The sequence below is a fragment of the Lysinibacillus sp. FSL L8-0126 genome (assembly GCF_038630385.1).
Lineage (GTDB): Bacteria > Bacillota > Bacilli > Bacillales_A > Planococcaceae > Lysinibacillus > Lysinibacillus fusiformis_D.
The window spans coordinates 1,663,734-1,687,849 of record NZ_CP152028.1 but is presented as its reverse complement, the minus strand read 5'-3'; the positions used below and the strand labels follow the sequence as shown (position 1 = coordinate 1,687,849).

The window sequence follows — 24,116 nt, the reverse complement described above, 5'->3', positions numbered from 1 at the left end:
GCAAAGAATTGCCTCTTTGGCAAAGGATTAGAAATAGAATGATTTATTAAAAGAAAAAGCCAGGCAGGGCGTTAAATCCTGCCCGGCTAATTTGAAAATAAGTTTGACCTTATTCACCATTGTGAATTTGGGTTTCCATTATTCAAAAGACTCTACTGGCTCTTCTTCTGTATCTGGCTGTGGTGCAATGTTAAGTGCATCAGCTGGTTGAAGATCTTCTTCTTCGTCTAAATCGCGAAGCTCTACTTCTTCATCATTAACTGTTAACATCTTAACATCCATACCAAGAGATTGAAGTTCTTTAATCAATACTTTGAATGATTCAGGAACACCTGGCTCTGGTACACTTTCACCTTTAACGATGGCTTCATATGTTTTCACACGACCAACAACGTCATCGGATTTAACCGTTAAGATTTCTTGAAGTGTATATGCAGCACCGTATGCTTCAAGTGCCCATACCTCCATCTCACCAAAACGTTGTCCACCAAATTGCGCTTTACCACCAAGTGGTTGCTGCGTAACAAGTGAATAAGGACCAGTTGAACGTGCGTGAAGTTTATCATCAACCATGTGAGCAAGTTTGATCATGTACATGATCCCAACAGATACACGGTTATCAAATGGTTCACCAGAACGTCCATCATACAGGATTGTTTTACCGTCACGGTTCATCCCTGCTTCTTCCATTGTTTCCCAAACGTCTTCTTCATTAGCACCATCAAATACTGGTGTTGCCATGTGGACGCCTAGGTAGCGGGAAGCCATACCTAAGTGTAACTCTAAAACTTGTCCGATATTCATACGAGAAGGTACACCAAGTGGATTTAACATGATATCAACAGGCGTGCCATCTGGCATGAACGGCATATCTTCTTCCGGTAAGATACGAGAGATAACCCCTTTGTTACCATGACGTCCGGCCATTTTGTCCCCAACGCGAATTTTACGTTTTTGAACAATATAAGCACGAACTAATTGGTTAACGCCTGGTGGTAATTCATCGCCATCTTCACGGTTAAATACTTTAACGTCAAGAATGATACCGCCAGCACCGTGTGGTACACGTAATGAAGTATCACGAACCTCACGAGCCTTTTCACCGAAGATTGCATGTAATAAACGCTCTTCCGCAGTTAATTCTGTAACCCCTTTAGGTGTTACTTTCCCTACCAGAATATCGCCATCACGTACTTCCGCACCAATACGGATAATACCACGTTCGTCTAGGTTACGAAGTGCATCTTCCCCAACGTTCGGAATATCGCGAGTGATTTCTTCAGGCCCAAGCTTTGTATCACGAGATTCTGATTCATATTCTTCAATATGAACAGATGTATAGACATCGTCTTTTACAAGGCGCTCGCTCATAATAACAGCATCCTCATAGTTAAAGCCGTTCCAAGTCATGAATGCAACAAGTACGTTACGTCCAAGAGCCAGTTCTCCTCTTTCCATTGATGGACCGTCTGCTAAAATATCACGAGGTTTCACACGCTCGCCAACTTTTACAAGTGGACGTTGGTTATATGAAGTACCTTGGTTTGAACGAATGAATTTTTGTAATTTATATTTTGTTAAATCGCCTTTAACCTCTTTGCCGTCTACAACTTCAATGCGACGAACATGGATAGAGCGAGCCTCTACGTGCTCAACAATACCATCGTATTTCGCTACAACAGCTGCACCTGAATCACGCGCATCAACATGTTCCATACCCGTACCAACGAATGGTGCTTCTGGGTTAAGAAGTGGAACTGCTTGACGTTGCATGTTGGCACCCATAAGTGCACGGTTAGAGTCATCGTTTTCTAAGAACGGGATACAGGCAGTCGCAGCAGAAACTACTTGTTTAGGAGATACGTCCATGTAGTCCATTTGAGCTTTATTGAATACTGTGTTATCCCCACGGAAACGACCTACTACTTCTTCATTAGTAAATGTACCATCTGGATTTAATAGCGAGTTTGCTTGTGCTACATAGTAGTTATCTTCTTCATCAGCTGTTAAATAATCAATTTGATCCGTTACTCGGCCTGTTTCGTGATCAATACGACGATAAGGCGTTTCGATGAATCCAAATTTATTGACTTTGGCAAATGAAGATAATGAGTTGATTAAACCAATGTTTGGACCCTCAGGTGTCTCGATTGGACACATACGACCGTAGTGAGAGTAGTGAACGTCACGCACTTCAAAACCAGCACGCTCACGTGTTAAACCACCAGGCCCTAATGCAGATAAACGACGTTTATGTGTTAACTCTGCTAGAGGGTTTGTTTGGTCCATGAATTGAGATAATTGAGAGCTACCGAAGAACTCTTTAATAGACGCAATTACAGGACGAATATTAATTAATTGTTGCGGTACGATTGCAGCTGTGTCGTTAATGGACATACGCTCACGTACTACACGTTCCATACGAGATAAACCGATACGGAATTGGTTTTGTAGTAACTCACCTACTGAACGTAGACGACGGTTACCTAAATGGTCAATATCATCTGTTGCGCCTACTTGGTAAAGTAAGTTGAAGAAATAGCTTACTGAAGATAAAACGTCAGCTGGTGTAATATTCTTCACTTCTTCATCAATGTACGCATTACTGATGATATTAATTTCTTTTTGTGCTTCATCTTTCGGTGCATAAATCTTAATAGATTGGATTGTTACATCGTCCTCAAGCACGCCACCAACTTGCGATAAAGTACGGTAACCAATACCTTTTGATGAATCTTCTAGGTAAGGTAGAATTTTATCTAAAGTACGACGGTCAAGCACTGTACCCTTTTCTACTAAAATTTCGCCTGTTTCAGGATCTACAAGCGTTTCAGCAATCGTTTGGTTAAATAAACGATTTTTAATATGAAGCTTTTTATTCATTTTGTAGCGACCAACATTCGCTAAATCATAACGTTTTGCATCGAAGAAACGAGAATACAATAAACTCTTCGCACTTTCTACTGTTGGAGGCTCACCTGGACGTAAACGTTCATAGATTTCTAAAAGTGCTTTTTCTGTACTTTCAGAGTTATCTTTTTCTAACGTATTACGTAAATACTCGTTATCACCGATAATATCGATAATTTCTTGGTCTGAACCGAAACCTAGTGCACGTAGTAACACTGTTACTGGTAGCTTACGAGTACGATCGATACGCACATAAACTACGTCTTTTGCATCAGTTTCATACTCTAACCATGCACCACGGTTTGGAATCACTGTTGCGCCGAAACCTTTTTTACCGTTTTTATCAGTTTTATCATGGAAATACACACTTGGTGAACGAACTAATTGTGAAACGATAACACGTTCAGCACCATTGATAATGAACGTACCTGTTTCTGTCATTAATGGGAAGTCACCCATGAAGACATCTTGTTCTTTCACTTCGTCTGTTTCTTTGTTGTAAAGACGTACTTTCACACGTAATGGAGCTGCGTAAGTAACATCTCGCTCTTTACATTCATCAACATCATACTTAGGCTCACCTAATGAATAATCGATGAATTCTAATGAAAGATTACCTGTAAAGTCCTCGATCGGCGAAATGTCACGGAACATTTCACGTAAACCTTCTTCAAGGAACCACTCGTAAGACGCCGTTTGAATCTCAATCAGATTTGGAAGCTCAAGCACCTCTTTAATACGCGCAAAGCTTCTACGCTGGCGGTGTTGTCCGTACTGAACTAGTTGACCTGTCAACTCATTCACCCCTCAATAAAGCGATATTAGGTCTTTGCAAAATCATACAAATAGTGTATGATTTCGAAAGACAAAAAGAAAACGAGTCTTCAAAAAGATCTCATTTTCGGTTAACTAAACTTATCTTGGCAAGTATACCCATATAAAAACATTTCTATACAAAAGGGCATACGACCTCAAAATAATATTTTTGCATTGTATCATATTATCATAGCCGATTTGTCAAGTCAATAAATTATACATATTTCATTTATTTTTTTGCGCGTACTATCCAGTACCCTTTTTTCTTCTCTACAATATCGACTTCTGAAAATTTTTCTTCTAGGTAACTTACTGTCGATGGTGCTCCTTGTTTCTTCTGGATGACTACCCAAAGCTCACCCGAAGGCACTAGTCGATCATAAGCTCCATCGTAAAAGCGGAAAATCGTTTCCTTCCCTGCACGAATTGGTGGATTCGTTAAGATAGCTGCAGCTTCTACATCTGTATCAACCATCGATAGGCCGTCACTCACAAATATTCGCACATTTTGAACACCGTTCACTTGCGCATTTTTCTGCGAAAGTGTAACTGCGCGTTCATTTATATCCATCATATAAACGGTACGGTCTGGATTCGCTTTGGCAATCGATAATCCTATCGGCCCATATCCACAACCTACATCCAATATCGCACCATTAATATTAGGCATTTTAAAAGCGTCTATTAAAACACGGGATCCAAAATCTACTTCGCTTTTACTAAATACACCTGCATCCGTTTCAAACGAAAACGAATGCCCTAGTAACTTGAATGTCCAGTGACGAGGTTTACTCTCAGTTTGAGGCTTACTTGTATAATAATGATCTGACATTTTCATGCCTCCTCAGAATGAAGAAAAAAGCTCGCCAAAATGACGAGCTTTCCTTTTGTTAAAAAGTAATACGAGATTACTTAACTTCTACAGATGCGCCAACTTCTTCAAGTTTAGCTTTGATTTCTTCAGCTTCATCTTTAGAAACGCCTTCTTTAAGAGCTTTAGGAGCGTTATCTACTACTTCTTTAGCTTCTTTAAGACCTAAACCAGTGATTTCACGAACCACTTTGATTACTTTGATTTTTTCTGCACCAGCAGATGCTAATACTACGTCAAATTCAGTTTTTTCTTCAGCTGCAGCAGCACCGCCAGCAACTACTGCTACAGGAGCAGCAGCTGTTACACCGAATTCTTCTTCGATTGCTTTTACTAAATCGTTTAATTCAAGAACTGTCATAGCTTTGATAGCTTCTAAGATTTGCTCTTTATTCATTATAATTTCCTCCTAATTGGATAATGTTTTATTTTTTTGCGATCAGGCCGCAGAAGTCTGAGTGCGTATTAAATTACGCGCCTTGTTCTTCTTTTTGTTCTGCAACAGCTTTTGTTGCAAGTGCGAAGTTACGCACTGGAGCTTGAAGTACAGATAAAAGCATAGAAAGTAGACCTTCGCGTGATGGAAGTTCTGCAAGTGCTTTAACATCTTCAACAGAAGAGATTGTACCTTCAATAATACCCGCTTTAATTTCTAAAGCTTCGTTTTTCTTAGCGAACTCGTTGATGATTTTAGCAGGCGCTACAACATCTTCATTTGAGAACGCAATTGCGTTAGGACCAACTAATACGTCGTTGATTCCTTCAAGACCAGCAGCCTCAGCAGCACGACGAGTTAAAGTATTTTTGTAAACTTTGAACTCAACGCCAGCTTCACGAAGTTGTTTACGAAGCTCAGTTACTTGTGCAACATTAAGACCACGGTAATCCACAACTACTACAGAAGCAGCGCCTTGGAATTTTTCAGTAATCTCTTGAACTTGTACTTGTTTGTTTTCGATTGCTTTGCTCATGATGACACCTCCTATTAGAATGGGTCATTTATACCGACAAAAGAAAAGCCTCTGGGTCAAATAGACGCAGAGGCTGAAAGTCATCATCTTTAAAATAAGAATCTGAATTCCGATGTCCTCGGTAGGATCATTAAGTGACAAGTCACCCCTACTGTCTACGGTACAAATGGATAATTCACAACAGCAACTATAATATCATGTATACTCACTGTCGTCAACACATATATATAAATTATTTTACTACTACGTTAGAAGCGTCAACTTTAATAGCTGGGCCCATTGTAGTTGTAACATTTACAGATTTCATGTAAGTACCTTTAGCTGCAGCAGGTTTTGCTTTTTGCACTACATCAAAAACAGCTAAGAAGTTTTCTACTAATTTTTCTGCTGAGAAAGAAACTTTACCGATAGGAGCGTGGATGATACCAGCTTTATCAGCACGGTATTCTACTTTACCAGCTTTGATTTCTTCGATCGCTTTTGTTACATCGAAAGTAACTGTACCAGTTTTAGGGTTTGGCATTAAACCTTTAGGTCCTAATACACGACCAAGTTTACCAACTTCGCCCATCATGTCAGGAGTTGCTACGATTACATCGAAATCAAACCAACCTTGTTGGATTTTTTGGATGTATTCTGCATCGCCTACATAGTCAGCACCAGCTGCTTCAGCTTCTTTAAGTTTCTCACCTTTTGCGAATACTAATACACGTTGAGTTTTACCAGTACCGTTTGGTAGCACTACTGCACCACGGATTTGTTGGTCGTTTTTACGAGTATCAATACCTAGACGGAAAGCAACTTCTACAGTAGCGTCGAAGTTAACTGTGCTAGTTTTTTGAGCAAGTTCGATTGCTTCTTGTGCACTATATAGTGAGTTACGATCAATTAATTTTACTGCATCTTGCAGTTTTTTACCTTTTTTAGCCATTATATATTTCCTCCTTGATTGTGGTTATAGCGGATTTTACCTCCCACGAATAAAGGTTGCGTGTTCACAAAGAAACTTCGCAACCTTCCAAAAAACAAAACATCAAGTAAATGGGATTAGTCTTCGATAACAATACCCATGCTTCGTGCAGTACCTTCAACCATTAACATAGCAGCTTCCACTGAAGCAGCGTTAAGGTCTGGCATTTTAGTTTCAGCGATTTCGCGAACTTTATCACGCTTAACCGTTGCCACTTTTTTACGATTTGGTTCACCAGATCCTGATTGGATACCAGCTGCTACTTTAAGTAACACTGCTGCAGGTGGAGTTTTTGTAATGAAAGTGAAAGAACGGTCCTCGAATACTGAAATTTCAACTGGAATAATAAGACCAGCTTGATCAGCAGTACGCGCATTGAATTCTTTACAGAATCCCATGATGTTCACACCCGCTTGACCTAATGCAGGACCAACCGGTGGAGCTGGGTTAGCTTTACCAGCAGGGATTTGAAGTTTTACAACTTTAATAACTTTTTTAGCCACGAGACACACCTCCTTAAGTCCGTGATGTGGTAATTGGGTTGCCCCTCCCACTCAATATCTGTCTGTCAGCTAAGTGCCGATAACATTAAAATTATCAATACAGACGTCAACTAAAAGTATGACAGTCTGACCTATGAAATGATACCACTTTTAATTTTTTTAAGCAAGTAGTAATTAACAAAATCTGCGAAACATCTACCAATTGACATGTCATAGATCAATTACTGGAACTATAATTTTTGAATTTGTTCGAAATCTAGCTCCATAATTGTTTCGCGACCAAACATATCAACCGACACTTTTATTTTTCCTTTTTCCGTGTCAATTTCCTCAACACGCCCTTGGAAATGAGCGAACGGCCCTTCTAATACTTCAACAGCCTCACCAACAGTTATATCAACTTCTACAACCTTATCAGTCATACCCATTTGTTGTAGTAGACGATCTGCTTCCTCTGGTAGTAAAGGTGTTGGTTTTGCTCCTCCACCTGATGAGCCGATAAAGCCAGTAACGCCTGGCGTATTTCGTACTACATACCAAGAATCGTCTGTCATAATTAACTCAACTAACACATAACCAGGGAAAACTTTGCGCATCATCGTGCGCTTTTTCCCATCTTTCATTTCTGTTTCCTCGTGCTCAGGAACAATTACACGGAAGATTTTATCTTGCATTCCCATTGTTTCTACACGTTTTTCTAGGTTTGCTTTTACACGGTTTTCATACCCTGAATACGTATGAACAACATACCAATTTTTCTCCATAACTACTAGGACTCCTCGTCCGTCCCTCCCTTACAAATAAAAGTGAAAATGAATCGCGATATGCTAAACGCATTCTTACTCTTTTCACAAACATCTCATTAGAAAAATATAGCTTTCGCTAATAGCCAGCGAAAGCCCGATGATATATACCGAAACTAGCATAGTCATCAATCACTACTATCATACTCTCCTAGTAGCATCCTTATCATCATGAGCGTATTTTACTGACCTTCACTTCACCATGTCGTCAAACCAATAGATAAAGTTTTCTGCTGAATGAAGATAAAACAAACGAAAAAACCCGTTATTACAATGGACGGGCTATTTCAAAAATATGCTATTTACTAAATTATAAATCTAAGTACCAGCGGAATAATGATGAAACACCTAAGTCAACTAATACAAAAAATAAAGCCATAATGACAACAGTTGAAATTACAACGACTGTATATTTCGTTAGTTCTTTACTTTTTGGCCAGCTTGTTTTGCGCATTTCAGACATTACATCACTTAAAAAGCCTTTGATCTTGCCCATTCTAGCTTAACCTCCGAATCAATCATATCTGTCTATTTACATATCATTTTATAGCGTTTGTTTATGCATTGTATGTTCATTGCAATGCGAGCAAAATTTCTTTAATTCGAGACGTACAGTTGAACCTTCTTTAGCTGGGAACGTGTAATTTCTCGACCCGCATTTCTCGCAATTTAGCACGACTTTTTTTGCCATATACTCACCTTTTTCGGCACTTTGTCTTTTTAAGACTAACACCTATATTTGTCAATGTCAATAAAGGCCTATATGGACTAAGACATTTCCTCAAGGACCAAATGTCGCTCTAATTTACGCTTGACCCGCTGCAATGCATTATCAATCGATTTCACATGGCGATTTAATTTCTCAGAAATTTCATGATAAGACTGACCATCTAAATATAAAGCTAAAACTTGTAGTTCTAATTCACTTAAAATCTCACTCATTTTTTCTTCTAAATAGCCGAACTCTTCTCTATGAATCATCAATTCTTCTGGATCGTCCATAATAGCACCTGTTAGCACATCCATTAGCGTTCGGTCTGACTCTTCATCAAATATAGGCTTGTCCAAAGAGATATAGGAGTTTAGTGGAATATGCTTTTGCCTAGTAGCTGTTTTAATCGCCGTGATAATCTGCCTTGTAATACACAGCTCTGCAAAAGCCCTAAAAGAAGCCAGTTTATCGCCTTTAAAATCACGGATCGCTTTATATAAACCAATCATACCCTCTTGCACGATGTCTTCCTTATCTGCTCCAATTAAGAAATAGGACCTTGCCTTTGCTCTTACTAACAAACGGTATTTCGTAATTAAGTAATCCAACGCATCTGTATTACCTTGATGCACCATTTCAATAAGTTCTTCATCATTGAATCGTTCAAAATCTTGTGTCACTTGTACAATGCTATTTTTAAACATGGTATCACCTCAGCCACAACAGATAATTAGGAACAGTATAACGGAATTGGAAAATATGCGTCAATCTATCATTTCAATCCTCGTCGCCATTTTTCAAAAGCAAGTGCAACATCTGGCTTTAATTCTATACGAGAAGGCGGCTTGCTTTCTTGTTTGCGCCTCACGTCATGTGAAATTTTATGTTGGATAATGCTTGTATCAATTTCTAGCTCTCTAGCCGATTTCCTTAGAGCACCATTACCAAAGATAACGCTTTGCTCTGCCATATCGGACGTTGCTACATGTATCTGTACATTTCTAGCCTTTAGTTCACGCGTCATTTTTTCTATTCGTTCATCTGCCGTTTCATTTTTACGGGTATAAATGACTTCTACACCATTTTCTATATAAGATTGCTCAACTCCTGGTACAAGATGTGCGTCAAAAACAATAATTACGCGCCAGTCCATAGCCGCTTTATATTCAGCCATAACTTCTATCAGCTTTCTGCGCGCATCCTCAAAATTTGTATCACGCAATGGCCGCAGCTCTTTCCAAGATCCAATCATATTATAGCCATCAACAAGCAAAATGTTTTTCATTGTTACTCATTCGCTTCTTGACGTTTACGATACACTTCATACATTAAAAGCGCTGCAGCAACTGATGCGTTTAATGATGTAACATGCCCAACCATTGGTAAGTGATATAAAAAATCGCATTTTTCTTTTAATAAACGACCCATTCCCTTGCCCTCACTGCCAATAATGATGGCTAACGGTAATGTGGCATCCATTTTTCGATAATCCACCGAGCCCTTCGCATCTGTACCAGCGATCCATACACCTCGTTCTTTTAGTTCATCAACCGTTTGAGCAAGATTGTTCACACGTACAACTGGAACATGTTCAATAGCACCTGTGGATGCTTTTGCCACTACAGCTGTTAAACTAACAGATCGACGCTTTGGAATAATAATACCATGTGCTCCGATAGCATCAGCCGTTCGCATAATAGACCCTAGATTATGAGGATCCTCTAGCTCGTCTAAAATTAGGAAAAAAGGATCTTCCTGTTTATTGGCTGCAGCTGCAAATAAATCCTCAAGTTCAGCATACTTATAAGCGGCAACAGATGCAACAATTCCTTGATGATTAGCACTCGATAATTGATCGACTTTCTTTTTTGGGACAAACTGAACTATTACACCACGTTCTCGGGCTAAATCTAGCAATTCATTCACACCAGATTTTTTGACACCTTCTGCAATCCATACTTTATTCATATCGCGGCCTGAACGAAGTGCTTCTAACACTGGGTTTTTACCGGCAATAATTTCACCATTTTGTTCTGCCATTATTTAGACACTCCCTTTGATTCCTCGATTATTTGAATAGCATATGCAATGATTTCATACACGCGTTCTAGTTCATTTAATAAATATAAACTACCAAGCACTGCCTCAAAGCCTGAGCTATTACGATAGGTTTGGACATCTGTATTTTTTGGTACAGAGCCGGATTTGGCATTGCGTCCACGACGGAACACAGCCAATTCCTCCTCTGTTAAATAATTTTCATCCATCATGCGATGAACGATCATAGATTGCGCTTTTGCTGAAACATAACGAGTTGCCTCTCGATGCAGCGTATTCGGCTTAACACGGCCAGAACGTAGCAAATGCTCACGTATTTTTTGTTCTAATACGGCATCCCCCATATAGGCTAATGCCAGCGCATTTAATTGCTTAACATCTTCATTGCGAAGTTTATCCAACTTTATTACCCTCGTTTCCATCTAGTTCCTTGTCGTGTATCTTCTAAAATGATACCCTGGGCTTGCAAATGGTCACGGATCTCATCAGAACGAGCAAAATCACGGTTTTTACGTGCCTCTACGCGCTCTTGTAGCAATGCTTCAATTTCTTCGTCTAATAGCTCTTCTTCTTTTACAAATTCAATACCTAAGACGTCGCCTACTACTTCAAAAGTTTCCATAAATGTTTCTAAAACTTTTTTGCAAGTATTTGCTTCATTTAAGTAAATATTAGCAATACGTGCTACCTCGAATAATACTGAAATAGCGTTTGCAGTATTAAAGTCATCATCCATTGCCTCTTCAAACTGTGCTTTTTGTTCAGCAATTTTGCTCAGCCATTCTTCCGAGTGATCACCTAAGCTTGCTGTAGTTGTAAGACGATGCTTCACATTATTGTAAGCTGTACGAATGCGTTCTAAGCCCGTTGCAGCAGCTTCTACTAAATCTTTAGCAAAGTTAATTGGGTGACGATAATGAACCGATAGCATAAAGAAACGTAGTATCTGTGGATTAATTTGTTTACGAATATCATTAACAAGAATGAAATTGCCAAGAGATTTAGACATCTTTTCATTATCGATATTAATATACCCGTTATGCATCCAATAACGTGCAAATGTTTTATCGTTATGTGCTTCTGATTGAGCAATTTCATTTTCATGGTGAGGGAAAGTTAAATCTTGCCCACCAGCATGAATATCAATAGTATCTCCTAAATGCTCACGAGCCATTACAGAACATTCAATATGCCAGCCTGGACGACCATCTCCCCATGGACTTTCCCAGAAGATCTCACCCGGCTTCGCAGCTTTCCATAAAGCAAAATCTAATGCATCATCTTTTTTCTCGCCTGCTTCAATACGAGCACCGATTTTTAAATCGTCTACTGATTGATGCGATAATTTACCATAGCCATCAAACTTACGTGTGCGATAATACACATCCCCAGCAGATTCATAAGCATAGCCTTTATCAATTAATACTTGAATAAATTGAATGATATCGTCCATATGCTCTGTTACACGTGGATGAACATCCGCTTTTTTGCACCCTAGTGCTGTAACATCCTCGAAGTACGCAGCAATAAAGCGCTCTGTTAATTCATGCACTTCTTCGCCTAACTCATTTGCTGCCTTAATGATTTTATCGTCTACATCCGTAAAATTGGATACGAATTTTACATCATAGCCTTTATATTGAAAATAACGGCGAACTGTATCATACACAATGACAGGACGTGAATTTCCAATATGGATATAGTTATAAACAGTCGGACCGCAGACATACATTTTAACTTTTCCTTCTTCTAGCGGTACGAAGGTTTCCTTTTGTCTTGTTAATGAGTTAAATATTTGAATACTCATTGTGTTTCTCTCTCCTTTTGTAAGCGTTCGATTTCCTGCTGCAATTCAGTGATTTGCTTCTCGAAAACTTGACAACGTTCTTCCACAGGATCAGGTATATTTTGATGATCTAGTTTTTTCTCTAGACGAACTCCATCCTTAATTACTATTTTACCAGGAATACCGACAACTGTAGCGTTTGGCGGTACTTCTTTTAAAACAACTGATCCCGCACCAATTTTACTATTCTCACCAATTGTGATAGAGCCTAATACTTTCGCGCCCGTTGCAACAAGCACATTGTCCTCTAACGTAGGGTGTCGTTTTCCTTTTTCTTTCCCTGTACCACCTAATGTTACACCTTGATACAAAGTAACATTATTACCAATTTCACATGTTTCACCAATGACAACACCCATACCATGGTCTATAAAGAAACGACGACCAATTTTTGCACCTGGGTGAATTTCAATCCCCGTAAAGAAACGGCTAATTTGCGAAATGGCACGAGCTATAAAATAAAAATGTCTTTTAAAGAACCAATGCGCCACTCGATGCGCCCATGTCGCATGCAAACCAGAATAGGTTAACACCACTTCAAATACACTACGTGCTGCTGGATCATTCTCAAAAATTGTTTCCACATCTTCCTTCATTCTTTTAAACACAAAAACTCCCCCTTTTCATGTTGGTCTTGCTCAAATCCTTTGAAATCCTACACACTAAAACGATAGCAATTGCCAATTTCCTTCAGATTCCCTGCGTAGATGATGTGGTATTGACGCCTCCTTGTAAATTAATGAAGCCTGCATCATTGCCTTTTTCTAAAAAATAAAAAGCGCCCCTATCATCCCCAAAAGGGAATGACAGAGACGCTTAAAATGCGTGGTTCCACTCTGTTTGAAGGCAAAGATGCCTTCCACTCTGGACGTTCTTTAACGGGAACGACTCGATAAAGCCTACTATAGTTCAGCTCTATGCTCAAAGGTGCATTTCAGTTTTGCCTGGGCTCAGACCACTTTCAGCCGGTGATGGTCCTCTCTTAAGAGCATGCGCCACTTACTTCTCCTTATCAACGCTTTTTCAATGTAAATACATTTTACAACGAAAGAATGGATTGTCAATAAATTTCTCTTTATTGGGCAAATTTTTCTACGCGGTCAATTGTTTTCTCTTTACCAATTAAACAAATCGCATTTGGTAACTCTGGTCCATGCGTTTCACCTGTTGTTACAACACGAATTGGCATAAATAGATTTTTACCTTTATGACCTGTTGCTTTTTGCACAGCTTTAATAGCAGCTTTTACTGCATCTGGTGTAAATTCTTCTAATTGCTCAAGCTCTGCTTTAAATGCTGCCATTACTTCAGGCACTTGCTCTCCCGCTAAAACCTCTTTTGCTTCTTCATCATATTCAATATGGTCGTTAAAGAATAGGCTAGATAACTCCACAATCTCTGCCCCAAAGCTCATTTGATCGTGATAAAGTGCGATTAAATCCGTCGCCCATGCATATTGCTCTGCCGTAAGTTCTTCAGGTAATAGCTCTGCTTTTTGCAAGTGTGGTAAAGACAATGCTACGACTTCTTCTAAAGATAGTTTTTTAATATATTGATTATTCATCCATGTCAGCTTTTGCTTATCGAACATAGATGGTGATTTAGAAAGACGTTTTTCATCAAAGATTTTAATAAACTCTTCTTTCGAGAAGATCTCTTCTTCCCCTTCTGGAGACCATCCAAGTAGCGCAAAGAAGTTGAACATTGCTTCAGGAAGATATCCTAAATCTTTATATTGCGTGACAAATTGAATAATTGATTCATCACGTTTAGATAGCTTTTTACGATTTTCATTAATAATTAATGTCATATGACCGAAGCGTGGATATTCCCAGCCAAATGCATCAAAAATCATCATTTGCTTTGGCGTATTCGATAAATGCTCTTCTCCACGGAAAACATGCGAGATTTCCATAAAGTGATCGTCTAGCACAACCGCATAGTTATATGTTGGAATACCATTTGCTTTTACAAGTACCCAGTCACCAATGTCTTTAGATTCAAATGTAACTAGTCCACGAACTAAATCTTCAAACTCATATGTTACATTTTCAGGAACACGCATACGGATTGTATATGGCTCGCCCGCTGCTTCTTTAGCTGCGACTTCCTCTGCTGATAAGTGACGACATGTCCCATCGTAAGTAGGGGCCGCTACACCCCTTGCTTTTTGTTCTTCACGTGATGCTTCAAGCTTTTCTGATGAGCAGAAACATTTGTAAGCGACACCTTGTTCTAATAATTTCTCAGCGTGCTCTTTATAAATATCAAGACGTTCCATTTGACGATAAGGCGCATAAGGTCCACCAATATCAATGGACTCATCATATTCAATACCTAACCATTTTAGGTTATCTAGCTGAGATGCTTCTCCACCCTCTACATTACGTTCAATATCCGTATCTTCAATACGTACAATGAATTTACCGTTATGATGTTTTGCATATAAATAATTGAATAATGCTGTACGCGCTCCACCTATATGTAAAAAACCTGTTGGAGATGGCGCGTAACGAACGCGAACTTCTTTCGTCATATTAAAAGCCTCCTAAATTTTCGATCAAAAAATTAACTTTGTTCATTTTACCACTCTGTTACAGGAAATAAAAGCGGAGTTAATCCGCATTTATTTCTTCATCAATAGAATTGTGGCCATAGCCGCTATACCTTCCTCACGACCTGTAAAACCTAAACGTTCAGTTGTCGTTGCCTTTACATTGACTTGAGACGGCTCTGCATGGAGCAATTCAGCGATGCGATTTTGCATCTGTCCAATATAAGGCGCCATCTTGGGGCGCTGTGCCATAATTGTACAATCTACATTCCCTAGCACATAGCCTTTGTCCTCAACAATTTTCCAAATATACGCTAATAGTTTTGCTGAATCAGCGTCTTTAAAGGCTGGGTCCGTATCTGGAAAATGACGACCGATATCTCCTTCTCCAATTGCCCCTAGAGCTGCATCCGTAACCGTGTGTAAAAGAACATCTGCATCAGAATGCCCTACTAGCCCTTTTTCATGTGGAATCGTAATACCACCAATAATTAATGGACGACCTTCTTCAAATGCATGTACGTCAAAACCTTGTCCAATTCGAAACATATGATAGAGAGACTACTTTAGCAAAACATGTGGATCAAAACAGCTCCTTGCCTGCTGTAATCGCAGTCTCATTCACCTTCTTTCACTTTTATATTTACTCACTATTATACCCTCACATTTTAACATATTTCCTAGGAAATTGAGCTGATAGCAAATAGTGAGCCTTTCCCCTCACTTACATCTCAGCATAAGTTTGCGTCTTGCTCTATAAACATTGGCTAAATCAAGATAAAATCCCATTAGCAACAATCGCCAATGAGATTTTTAGATTACTATTCGTTTATTTGCAATGCTCGTTTACGTAAAATAGCTTCACCAAATATTAAATCTTCCTGTGTCGTCATTTTGACATTTTCATAGCTACTTTCTACAATATGCACTGCATGACCTAAGCGTTCAACTAGCATAGCTTCATCTGTACCAAGAAAGCCCACCTTCTCAGCAACATCCTCTGCCTCCACAATTAAATCAAATTGGAAGGCTTGTGGCGTTTGAATCATCCATAAGCTATCACGATCAACTGTTTCTTCGATAATACCATTACGAACCTTTTTCATTGTATCCTTCGCTCGAACCCCTGCAATAGCTGCCCCAAACTCATGAGCACTTTGTACAAGGCTAGCGATAATATCATGTGTAATAAAAGGCCGAGCTGCATCGTGGACAAGCACAATATCTACCTGCTGCATCTCTTTCATACATGAATGGACTGAATGCTGTCGCTCAGCACCGCCATCAGGTAAGCCCTTCACTTTTGTAATCTCAAATTGCTCTAGCAATTCTTGAATATAAGTACGTTCTTCTGGTTTTACAGCCAGCCAAATACCAGTGCAAAAAGGATCTTGTTGAAACACTTCTAGCGTGTGGATCAGAATAGGCTTCTCTAAAAGTTTTAAAAACAATTTATTTTGTCCCGCACCCATGCGTTTTCCGCTTCCTGCCGCAGGTAGTACTACTTCATATTGCATTTTTCCACATCCTAATCGTCCTTCGGCTTGGCAAATATCATTCGACCCGCTGATGTTTGCAGCACACTCGTTACTGTCACAGTAATGGCCTGTCCGATATAACTACGGCCACCTTCAACAACAATCATTGTTCCATCATCTAAATAGGCAACCCCTTGATTATGCTCTTTACCATCCTTGATGACCACAACCTGCATATCTTCACCTGGGATTACAACAGGCTTCACCGCATTCGCTAAATCATTAATATTTAATACTTTCACATGATGGAGCTCACAGACTTTATTCAAGTTAAAATCATTTGTGACAATCTGTGTGTCATTCCCCATTTTCTTTGCAAGACGTACAAGCTTTAAATCCACCTCTTGCACATCCTCAAAATCCTCATCCGTAATTTCCACTTTTGTCTTACGTTCATCTTGTAATTTTCTTAAAATATCTAATCCACGACGACCTCTTGTACGTTTTAACGTATCGGAAGAATCGGCAATATGCTGCAGCTCTGTAAGGACAAATTGGGGAACGACTAAGACCCCTTCTATAAAGCCAGTTCCAGAAATATCTGCAATACGACCATCAATAATAACGCTCGTATCTAACAGCTTATAACTCCCACGTATTTCTTGAATTTCAGCACCTTCAGCAGCCTTTTTCTTTGTATTATTACTACGTAAAGTAAAAAGCTGTATTAATTCATCTCTTTTTCTAAAACCTAAACGGAACCCTAAATAACCTAATACAAATGACAGAATAATAGGGAGTACTTCTGTAATTACAGGGAATTTCACACTATCGATGGCGAAGCCTAAAAAATAAGCTACAATCAGCCCCATGATTAAGCCAAGCGTACCAAAAAATAAATCTCCGATAGGCACCTTAAACAGAACCTCTTCCATCCAGCTAATGAGCTTCACAAAATAATCGGAAAATGCAAAAGACAAAGTAAATAGTAAAAGCGCGCCTAATGCTACTGATACGTAAGGATTATCTAGCCAAGGATTAGATGATAAATGAAGCAATTCGTATAATGGCGGTAAGAAAACAAGGCCCAATGCTCCTCCAATCAGTAAAAAGGCAATTTGAACAAATTTTTTCACAAGCTGTCACCTCCTATTGTTAGTTAAGATTATACATAGTTTACTGTAGAAAATCCTTCATGAGCTCATCAAATTATCATTATTTTTGATGTTCATTCACAGGGATAAATCATTTAGACATCATTCTTCCCAACCTCTATCTTACTGTGTTTTCGATGACACTCTTGCATGACTTTATCCTGCTATTATCTAGGACGTCTATCCCCTTACTTGAGTTTCCGATTTTAGTGTTAAAAATGACGGAAAATGCATGTCAGAATGGTATCCAACATGCACAATTTCCCTTTACAACTCTCTAAAGCATGCATTTAATGCATCTTTGATCGTTTCTACTCCGACAATTTCTATTCCCTGTGGAAAATCCCAACCACCAATATTGGAGGCAGGTATGAAAGCTCTTTTAAACCCAAGCTTTGCCGCTTCAATAACACGCTGTTCAATCCGCGATACTCGACGTACCTCACCTGTCAGCCCTACTTCACCAATAAAGCAGTCCGTTGCTCGCACAGCTTGATCTTTAAAGCTTGAGACAATACTTGTCAACACCGCTAAATCAATTGCTGGCTCATCCAATTTGACACCACCAGCAACTTTAATATATGCGTCCTGAGCTTGTAGCATGAGGCCCATCCGTTTTTCTAGCACTGCCATTAGCAATTGCACTCGGTTTTGATCGACACCAGTTGCCATGCGTTTAGGGTAATTAAAGCTTGTAGGTGTTACTAAAGATTGAATTTCAACAAGGATGGGTCTTGTCCCCTCCATGGATGCAACAATAGTGGATCCCGCTGCTCCTTGTGACCGCTCCTGCAAAAATAATTCAGAAGGATTGAGCACTTCCTTTAATCCCCCTTGAAGCATTTCAAATATCGCAATTTCATTGGTAGAGCCGAAGCGGTTTTTTTGGCTGCGTAGAATACGATGATTATGATGTCTTTCTCCTTCAAAATATAACACTGTATCAACCATATGCTCTAAAATACGAGGTCCGGCAATTTGCCCCTCTTTTGTTACATGCCCGACCAAGAAAATAGCAATGCCTTTTGTCTTGGCGATTCGCATCAGTTCTGCCGTACATTCACGAACTTGCGATACACTACCTGGTGCACTTGTTACTTCTGGATGAAAGACGGTTTGTATGGAATCGACAATGACAAATTTCGGTTGTACTTCATCAATGGTTTGGTTTAAAAATTCGAGATTCGTCTCGGAATATATGTAAAGCTCTTGAGAAACCACTCCTAGACGCTCTGCTCGTAATTTTGTTTGACGAATGGACTCCTCTCCAGAAATATAAAGCACACGATGCCCTTTATTCGAAAGTAATGCTGAAACTTGTAGTAATAGTGTAGATTTCCCAATCCCCGGATCTCCCCCGATTAATACGAGCGAACCGGGTACAATACCGCCACCCAATACGCGATTCAGTTCGCCCATTTCCGTCGCTACACGGGATTCTTCAGTCGCTTCGACCTGAATAATTGGGAGAGCCTTTTGGGTAACTGTAGCAGAATGCTGGAATGCTCCTCGTGGTCCCTTTGCGACCATCTCAACTTCTTCCACCATCTTATTCCATTCTCCACACCCTGGACATCTTCCCATCCATTTTGCAGTTTCATAGCCACAGCCTGAACATACAAACTTTGTTTTTTTCTTTGCCAAATTGCTTTCACCTCGAATATTTGTTCTTATCATTAATTGTACAGAAAAAAAGACAGCTTGGCACTTAAAGCCTCGCTGTCTTTGCATAAAATTATTTAGAGATGGATACTCCCTCTTTTTTCTTTACAATAAACTCACCGTCTACATAATCAATGATTACCTGATTACCCTTCTCTACATTACCTTTCAGCAATTCTTCTGATAATCGATCCTCTACTTGTTTTTGTAATGCACGGCGTAACGGACGAGCACCATATTGAGGGTCATAGCCTTCCTCAGCAATTTTCTCAAGTGCTGCATCAGTTAGCTCCAACGAAATATCTTGCTCTTTTAAGCGTTTTGTTAGTGCATTGCCCATCATTGCAATGATTTCTTTTAAATGCTCTTTATCTAATGCGTGGAAGACAATCATTTCATCGATACGGTTTAAGAACTCTGGACGGAATGCCTTTTTCAATTCTTCTAGCATCGTACCCTTCATATCTTTATGCTTAGATTCTGCTCCACCTACATTGAAACCAAGGCTCTTTTGATATTTTAAAGCATCGGCACCAACGTTTGAAGTCATAATGACTACTGTATTACGGAAGTCTACTACACGGCCCTTAGAATCTGTTAAACGGCCATCTTCAAGAACTTGCAGTAGAATATTGAAAACATCTGGATGTGCTTTTTCAATTTCATCTAATAACACAACCGAGTATGGTTTACGGCGAACCTTTTCAGTCAATTGACCACCATCATCAAAGCCCACATAGCCTGGAGGTGAACCTACTAAACGAGAAGTCGAATGCTTCTCCATGTACTCAGACATATCGACACGAATCATCGCATCTTCATCGCCAAACATCACTTCAGCAAGTGCTCTTGCCAACTCTGTTTTACCAACACCTGTAGGTCCTAAGAAAATGAATGAGCCGATTGGTCGTTTTGGATCTTTTAAGCCTGCTCTTGCACGACGGATCGCACGAGAAATCGCTTCTACCGCTTCTCCTTGCCCTACTACACGTTTGTGTAACTCTTCTTCAAGTTGTAATAACTTCGAAGATTCCTCGGAAGCAATTTTAGCTACTGGGATTCCTGTCCACATTGATACAACTGCTGCAACATCATCCACAGTCACTTTAGATTCCGCTTTGCCTTGCTCTTCTTTCCAATTTTTTCGTGTAGCTTCAATTTCATCTTTCAGCTTTTGCTCTGTGTCTCTTAGAGAGGCTGCCTTTTCAAATTCTTGGCCTGATACGGCTGCATTTTTTTCAGAGCGCACATTTTCAAGTTTATCTTCAAGTGCCTTTAAGTTTGGTGGCACTGCAAATGAACGTAAGCGGACTTTAGAACCTGCCTCGTCGATTAAGTCAATTGCTTTATCTGGTAAGAATCGGTCTGAAATATATCTGTCACTCATTTTAGCCGCTGCTTCAATCGCTTCATCTGTAATTTTTACACGGTGATGCGCTTCATAACGGTCACGTAAGCCTTGAATAATTAGAATCGCTTCTTCCACTGTTGGTTCATCTACTTGGATTGGTTGGAAGCGACGCTCTAATGCTGCATCCTTTTCAATATATTTGCGGTACTCGTCTAATGTTGTTGCACCAATACATTGAAGCTCACCGCGTGCTAAAGATGGTTTTAAAATATTGGAGGCATCAATTGCACCTTCTGCACCACCTGCACCGATTAATGTATGCAATTCATCAATGAATAAAATGATGTTGCCAGCTTGGCGAATTTCATCCATCACCTTTTTCAAACGATCTTCAAATTCACCACGATATTTAGTACCTGCAACAACCGTCCCCATATCTAAAGTCATGACACGTTTGTCACGTAGGATTTCCGGTACTTCATTATGGATAATTTGCTGTGCTAACCCTTCAGCAATTGCTGTTTTACCAACACCTGGCTCACCAATCAATACAGGGTTATTTTTCGTACGACGCGATAACACTTCAATCACACGTGTAATTTCCTTGCTTCGACCAATAACAGGGTCCAATGTGCCTTCACGTGCAATTTGTGTTAAATCACGCGCTAGGCTATCTAAAGTTGGGGTATTGGCAGCTTGAGCTGCTTGTTGCCCAGATTGTGCATTATCGTTGTTACCTAATAGCAATAATACTTGCTGACGTGCTTTATTTAAGCCGACACCCGCATTGTTTAAGACGCGAGCTGCCACGCCTTCACCTTCACGAATAAGCGCTAATAATAAGTGCTCTGTGCCGATATACGAGTGACCTAATTTACGTGATTCATCCACAGATAGTTCAATTACTTTCTTAGCTCTTGGCGTATAGTGAACAATTGGGCCGACATCTTCTTTACCTTTACCAACTAATTCCTCAATACCAGCTTCAATCATTTGAGGACTAATATCAATGGCTTCTAACGCTTTCGCAGCAATACCGCCGCCTTCACGTATAAGCCCTAATAGAATGTGCTCTGTTCCAATAGATTCGTGCTTCCAACGAATAGCCTCTTCCTGAGCAAGCTGTAATACTTTTTGCGCGCGTTGTGTAAAACGATTAAACATCATATAAATCCTCTCCTTTTTCCCCATTTATAGGCTTATTCGCATATTCTTGAGATAATGCCTCACGGAGCATTTCCGCTCGGACACGATCCCGTTCAGCAGGGGGCAGTGCCTCACCTGCATAGTGCTGTAAAAAACCTGGTTGCATACTAACAACACATTCATTTAAGGTTGTTGCTTGAATCCCATCAATTAACTGTAGATCTACTCCTAAACGAACATTAGATAGACAGGTAGCGGCTTCCTCACTTGTTAGAATTCTCGCATGTGTAAGGGTACCTAAAGCCCGATATACTCTATCTTCTAGAGCAAGCTCTGCCTTTTCCATCAACTTCCCTCTTGCGTGTCGCTCTTTTTGGATAATCTTTTCAGCGACACTTTGTATGTCTGCTAAAATGTCTTCTTCTGTCTTCCCAAGTGTAATTTGATTCGACACTTGATAAACATTTCCTAAATTTTCGCTGCCTTCCCCATATATACCTCTTACAGTCATTCCTAAGCGAGTCATGGCATTAATAATTTGATTCATTTGCCCGGTTAATGTCAGTGCGGGTAGATGCATCATGACCGATGCGCGAAGACCCGTGCCAATATTCGTCGGACAACTTGTTAAATAGCCAAAAGTATCTCGAAAGGCATACGGTAATACTTTCTCTAGGATACGATCAATTTTATTTGCTTGTTCATAGGCACTTTGAAGTTGAAAGCTTGCTGTCATACATTGAATGCGTAAATGATCCTCTTCATTCACCATAATGCTAACGGATTCATCTTCAGAAAGAAGTATGGAGCCTACTTGCTCTTTTTTAGCAAGCTGTGGACTAATCAAATGCTTTTCTACAAGAATTTGACGCTGTAGAGGCGTTAAATCCTTAATAGCAAAATAAGCATAATCATTTTGAAGCGTTGGGCTATCACTTAGTGCATGTGTAACTGCCTGTTCCACCTGCAGTGCCTCATTCTCTGAGAAAGCTAATGGAAATCGATAGCCATCTAAATTTCGAGCAAGGCGAATACGTGTACTAATGACAATATCTGAATAATCATCCTTGATATGCATCCACGTTGGAGTCGCACGCTCTAAAAATGAATCAATCATCATGACACATCACCACCTTCAAATTGTAGATGCTTCTCTAGCTCTTTAACTTCATCACGGAGCTTCGCCGCCTCCTCAAATTGTTCTTCTGCTACAGCGGCCTTCATACGCTTGCGGATATCCTCTATTTGCTTTTTAATGACATACACATTACTGCGAGCACCAGGCATTTTACCAATGTGTTGAGGGCCTGCCTGTATGCGATTAAAGAGCTTAGGCAAATGCTCACTAAAGGTGTCATAACAGCTCGGGCATCCAAATTTACCTTCTTTTAAAAATTGTTTATACGAAAATCCACATTGTGGGCATGTTTGCTGTTGTGGTTGAACTTGTTGTTTTTCCCCCACCTTTTGCCATGTAGGCGAGCCGAACCAGTTCGACAATAGCTGTTGAATAGACACTGGCTCTTGTTTAAACTCTGCATGAAATGGATGGAACTGTGAGGCGCAGACGTCACAATAATGGTGCTCCACCTTTTGCCCATTTTGAACTTGTGTTACTGTAACTGTCGCATTACGTTGTTTACAATGTTCGCATATCATTTCCATCACCTCACTATTTTTGCTGTTCATATTTGATTGTTGTCAGCATTGCTCGCAAGATCTTTGCTCGAATAGTATCTCTTAAAGGGAGATGTAAATCGATTGTGGAGCGATCAATTGCTGCTAACATTAATTTCGCTTCTCGTTTTGAAATTACCTGCTCATCGATGAGCCGATATACTAAATCTTCTGCCATCGTTTGAGATGCTCCACCTTCTATTTGTCTGAGAACATCGTCGATTAAATCAATCTGTGAATGCGCGCGGACACGTAAAATTCGTATGTACCCACCACCACCACGTTTGCTCTCAACAAGGTAACCTCGCTCGGCAGTAAATCTTGTATTAATTACATAATTTATTTGTGATGGCACACATTGAAATTTATCAGCAATCTCACTCCGTTTAATTTCAATATGCCCTTCTCCACCTAATTCAAGTACTTGCTTTAAGTAACCTTCTATGATGTCTGATATATTACGCATTTTAGGAATACACCTCGCTTGCTTCACTGACTTTGACTATCTTTGACTTTCTTTTAGTATATTATACAAAACGCTTCAAAAAAATTGCAATGATTTCGCCCATAGAAAAGTGAAAAGTCTTAAAATGCCTATTTTAGTACGAAAAACAGCACTTTTTCAGTTAAAACT

Annotated in this window: 24 protein-coding genes and 2 other annotated features; all 24 genes read right to left on the bottom strand. The window is 39.7% G+C overall.

All coding sequences use genetic code 11. From position 1 onward, the window contains the following. Positions 1–138: 138 nt before the first annotated feature. The 24 genes from rpoB to MHI34_RS08005 all read right to left on the bottom strand — a co-directional run bounded on the left by rpoB (position 139) and on the right by MHI34_RS08005 (position 23,948). Positions 139–3,714 carry a DNA-directed RNA polymerase subunit beta gene (gene rpoB, locus MHI34_RS08120; protein WP_170829859.1) on the bottom strand — a complete coding sequence of 1,192 codons (3,576 nt, stop codon included), beginning with the start codon at positions 3,712–3,714 and terminating at the stop codon, positions 139–141. A 241-nt stretch (positions 3,715–3,955) separates the two neighbouring features. Next, positions 3,956–4,558 carry a class I SAM-dependent methyltransferase gene (locus MHI34_RS08115; protein WP_058845123.1) on the bottom strand — a complete coding sequence of 201 codons (603 nt, stop codon included), beginning with the start codon at positions 4,556–4,558 and terminating at the stop codon, positions 3,956–3,958. Between the two features lie 76 nt (positions 4,559–4,634). Then, complete coding sequence (gene rplL / locus MHI34_RS08110; protein ID WP_004233598.1) at positions 4,635–4,994, bottom strand: 50S ribosomal protein L7/L12; 360 nt, start codon at positions 4,992–4,994, stop codon at positions 4,635–4,637. 73 nt (positions 4,995–5,067) lie between these two features. Next, entirely contained in the window at positions 5,068–5,568 is a 501-nt protein-coding gene (gene rplJ, locus MHI34_RS08105) for a 50S ribosomal protein L10 (protein WP_004233596.1), read from the bottom strand. 32 nt (positions 5,569–5,600) lie between these two features. Next, positions 5,601–5,747: a sequence feature (ribosomal protein L10 leader region), on the bottom strand. Between the two features lie 53 nt (positions 5,748–5,800). Further along, positions 5,801–6,499, bottom strand: a complete 699-nt coding sequence (gene rplA / locus MHI34_RS08100; protein ID WP_036123728.1) for a 50S ribosomal protein L1 — start codon at positions 6,497–6,499, stop codon at positions 5,801–5,803. A gap of 116 nt (positions 6,500–6,615) precedes the next feature. Then, entirely contained in the window at positions 6,616–7,041 is a 426-nt protein-coding gene (rplK, locus tag MHI34_RS08095) for a 50S ribosomal protein L11 (protein ID WP_004233593.1), read from the bottom strand. A gap of 230 nt (positions 7,042–7,271) precedes the next feature. Next, positions 7,272–7,805, bottom strand: coding sequence for a transcription termination/antitermination protein NusG (nusG, locus tag MHI34_RS08090; protein WP_036123731.1), 534 nt, complete (start codon positions 7,803–7,805; stop codon positions 7,272–7,274). 349 nt (positions 7,806–8,154) lie between these two features. Beyond that, positions 8,155–8,340 (bottom strand): preprotein translocase subunit SecE, encoded by a 186-nt coding sequence (secE, locus tag MHI34_RS08085; RefSeq protein WP_036123733.1) that lies wholly within the window; start codon positions 8,338–8,340, stop codon positions 8,155–8,157. 48 nt (positions 8,341–8,388) lie between these two features. Next, complete coding sequence (gene rpmG, locus MHI34_RS08080) at positions 8,389–8,535, bottom strand: 50S ribosomal protein L33 (protein ID WP_004233588.1); 147 nt, start codon at positions 8,533–8,535, stop codon at positions 8,389–8,391. Positions 8,536–8,612: 77 nt separating this feature from the next. Next, the gene (sigH, locus tag MHI34_RS08075) at positions 8,613–9,260 is read right to left on the bottom strand and encodes an RNA polymerase sporulation sigma factor SigH (RefSeq protein WP_036123738.1); all 648 of its coding nucleotides are present in this window, start codon (positions 9,258–9,260) and stop codon (positions 8,613–8,615) included. 68 nt (positions 9,261–9,328) lie between these two features. Beyond that, the gene (locus tag MHI34_RS08070) at positions 9,329–9,841 is read right to left on the bottom strand and encodes an NYN domain-containing protein (protein WP_036123742.1); all 513 of its coding nucleotides are present in this window, start codon (positions 9,839–9,841) and stop codon (positions 9,329–9,331) included. Positions 9,842–9,843: 2 nt separating this feature from the next. Next, positions 9,844–10,596 (bottom strand): 23S rRNA (guanosine(2251)-2'-O)-methyltransferase RlmB, encoded by a 753-nt coding sequence (gene rlmB, locus MHI34_RS08065; RefSeq protein ID WP_036123745.1) that lies wholly within the window; start codon positions 10,594–10,596, stop codon positions 9,844–9,846. Continuing rightward, positions 10,596–11,015 carry a Mini-ribonuclease 3 gene (locus MHI34_RS08060; RefSeq protein WP_089933406.1) on the bottom strand — a complete coding sequence of 140 codons (420 nt, stop codon included), beginning with the start codon at positions 11,013–11,015 and terminating at the stop codon, positions 10,596–10,598. The genes rlmB and MHI34_RS08060 overlap by 1 nt, the downstream gene beginning before the upstream one ends. 5 nt (positions 11,016–11,020) lie before the next feature. After that, positions 11,021–12,421, bottom strand: a complete 1,401-nt coding sequence (gene cysS / locus MHI34_RS08055) for a cysteine--tRNA ligase (protein WP_342504328.1) — start codon at positions 12,419–12,421, stop codon at positions 11,021–11,023. Further along, on the bottom strand, positions 12,418–13,068 hold the full coding sequence (gene epsC / locus MHI34_RS08050) for a serine O-acetyltransferase EpsC (RefSeq protein WP_342504327.1): 651 nt from the start codon (positions 13,066–13,068) through the stop codon (positions 12,418–12,420). Before epsC ends, cysS begins: the two co-directional genes overlap by 4 nt. A 197-nt stretch (positions 13,069–13,265) precedes the next feature. Further along, positions 13,266–13,485 (bottom strand) — a binding site (T-box leader). 50 nt (positions 13,486–13,535) lie between these two features. After that, positions 13,536–14,996: a glutamate--tRNA ligase gene (gene gltX / locus MHI34_RS08045; protein ID WP_342504326.1), complete on the bottom strand. Its 1,461-nt coding sequence runs from the start codon at positions 14,994–14,996 to the stop codon at positions 13,536–13,538. A 90-nt stretch (positions 14,997–15,086) separates the two neighbouring features. Beyond that, positions 15,087–15,563 (bottom strand): 2-C-methyl-D-erythritol 2,4-cyclodiphosphate synthase, encoded by a 477-nt coding sequence (gene ispF, locus MHI34_RS08040; RefSeq protein ID WP_089933398.1) that lies wholly within the window; start codon positions 15,561–15,563, stop codon positions 15,087–15,089. Between the two features lie 272 nt (positions 15,564–15,835). Then, positions 15,836–16,531, bottom strand: a complete 696-nt coding sequence (gene ispD, locus MHI34_RS08035; RefSeq protein WP_089933395.1) for a 2-C-methyl-D-erythritol 4-phosphate cytidylyltransferase — start codon at positions 16,529–16,531, stop codon at positions 15,836–15,838. Positions 16,532–16,542: 11 nt separating this feature from the next. After that, positions 16,543–17,628: a PIN/TRAM domain-containing protein gene (locus MHI34_RS08030; RefSeq protein WP_089933391.1), complete on the bottom strand. Its 1,086-nt coding sequence runs from the start codon at positions 17,626–17,628 to the stop codon at positions 16,543–16,545. 285 nt (positions 17,629–17,913) lie between these two features. Beyond that, positions 17,914–19,290, bottom strand: coding sequence for a DNA repair protein RadA (radA, locus tag MHI34_RS08025; RefSeq protein ID WP_036123854.1), 1,377 nt, complete (start codon positions 19,288–19,290; stop codon positions 17,914–17,916). A gap of 91 nt (positions 19,291–19,381) precedes the next feature. Next, positions 19,382–21,826, bottom strand: a complete 2,445-nt coding sequence (locus MHI34_RS08020) for an ATP-dependent Clp protease ATP-binding subunit (protein ID WP_036123786.1) — start codon at positions 21,824–21,826, stop codon at positions 19,382–19,384. Beyond that, positions 21,816–22,925 (bottom strand): protein arginine kinase, encoded by a 1,110-nt coding sequence (locus MHI34_RS08015; RefSeq protein ID WP_036123789.1) that lies wholly within the window; start codon positions 22,923–22,925, stop codon positions 21,816–21,818. Before MHI34_RS08015 ends, MHI34_RS08020 begins: the two co-directional genes overlap by 11 nt. Further along, positions 22,922–23,464, bottom strand: coding sequence for a UvrB/UvrC motif-containing protein (locus MHI34_RS08010; RefSeq protein WP_036123855.1), 543 nt, complete (start codon positions 23,462–23,464; stop codon positions 22,922–22,924). The genes MHI34_RS08015 and MHI34_RS08010 overlap by 4 nt, the downstream gene beginning before the upstream one ends. A gap of 13 nt (positions 23,465–23,477) precedes the next feature. Further along, complete coding sequence (locus MHI34_RS08005) at positions 23,478–23,948, bottom strand: CtsR family transcriptional regulator (protein WP_058845128.1); 471 nt, start codon at positions 23,946–23,948, stop codon at positions 23,478–23,480. Positions 23,949–24,116 lie beyond the last annotated feature (168 nt).

Excerpts from the sequence above, each read along its gene's own strand:
- nusG (WP_036123731.1), bottom strand. The coding sequence starts at position 7,805 with ATGGAGAAAAATTGGTATGTTGTTCATACGTATTCAGGGTATGAAAAC.
- rplL (WP_004233598.1), bottom strand. The coding sequence starts at position 4,994 with ATGAATAAAGAGCAAATCTTAGAAGCTATCAAAGCTATGACAGTTCTT.
- sigH (WP_036123738.1), bottom strand. The coding sequence starts at position 9,260 with ATGTTTAAAAATAGCATTGTACAAGTGACACAAGATTTTGAACGATTC.
- ispD (WP_089933395.1), bottom strand. The coding sequence starts at position 16,531 with ATGCAATATGAAGTAGTACTACCTGCGGCAGGAAGCGGAAAACGCATG.
- rplA (WP_036123728.1), bottom strand. The coding sequence starts at position 6,499 with ATGGCTAAAAAAGGTAAAAAACTGCAAGATGCAGTAAAATTAATTGAT.
- MHI34_RS08020 (WP_036123786.1), bottom strand. The coding sequence starts at position 21,826 with ATGATGTTTAATCGTTTTACACAACGCGCGCAAAAAGTATTACAGCTT.
- rpmG (WP_004233588.1), bottom strand. The coding sequence starts at position 8,535 with ATGGCAAAAAAAGTCGTGCTAAATTGCGAGAAATGCGGGTCGAGAAAT.
- MHI34_RS08070 (WP_036123742.1), bottom strand. The coding sequence starts at position 9,841 with ATGAAAAACATTTTGCTTGTTGATGGCTATAATATGATTGGATCTTGG.
- MHI34_RS08005 (WP_058845128.1), bottom strand. The coding sequence starts at position 23,948 with ATGCGTAATATATCAGACATCATAGAAGGTTACTTAAAGCAAGTACTT.
- gltX (WP_342504326.1), bottom strand. The coding sequence starts at position 14,996 with ATGACGAAAGAAGTTCGCGTTCGTTACGCGCCATCTCCAACAGGTTTT.
- ispF (WP_089933398.1), bottom strand. The coding sequence starts at position 15,563 with ATGTTTCGAATTGGACAAGGTTTTGACGTACATGCATTTGAAGAAGGT.
- MHI34_RS08115 (WP_058845123.1), bottom strand. The coding sequence starts at position 4,558 with ATGTCAGATCATTATTATACAAGTAAGCCTCAAACTGAGAGTAAACCT.
- MHI34_RS08015 (WP_036123789.1), bottom strand. The coding sequence starts at position 22,925 with ATGATGATTGATTCATTTTTAGAGCGTGCGACTCCAACGTGGATGCAT.
- rlmB (WP_036123745.1), bottom strand. The coding sequence starts at position 10,596 with ATGGCAGAACAAAATGGTGAAATTATTGCCGGTAAAAACCCAGTGTTA.
- MHI34_RS08010 (WP_036123855.1), bottom strand. The coding sequence starts at position 23,464 with ATGATATGCGAACATTGTAAACAACGTAATGCGACAGTTACAGTAACA.
- secE (WP_036123733.1), bottom strand. The coding sequence starts at position 8,340 with ATGGGCAAGATCAAAGGCTTTTTAAGTGATGTAATGTCTGAAATGCGC.
- rplJ (WP_004233596.1), bottom strand. The coding sequence starts at position 5,568 with ATGAGCAAAGCAATCGAAAACAAACAAGTACAAGTTCAAGAGATTACT.
- cysS (WP_342504328.1), bottom strand. The coding sequence starts at position 12,421 with ATGAGTATTCAAATATTTAACTCATTAACAAGACAAAAGGAAACCTTC.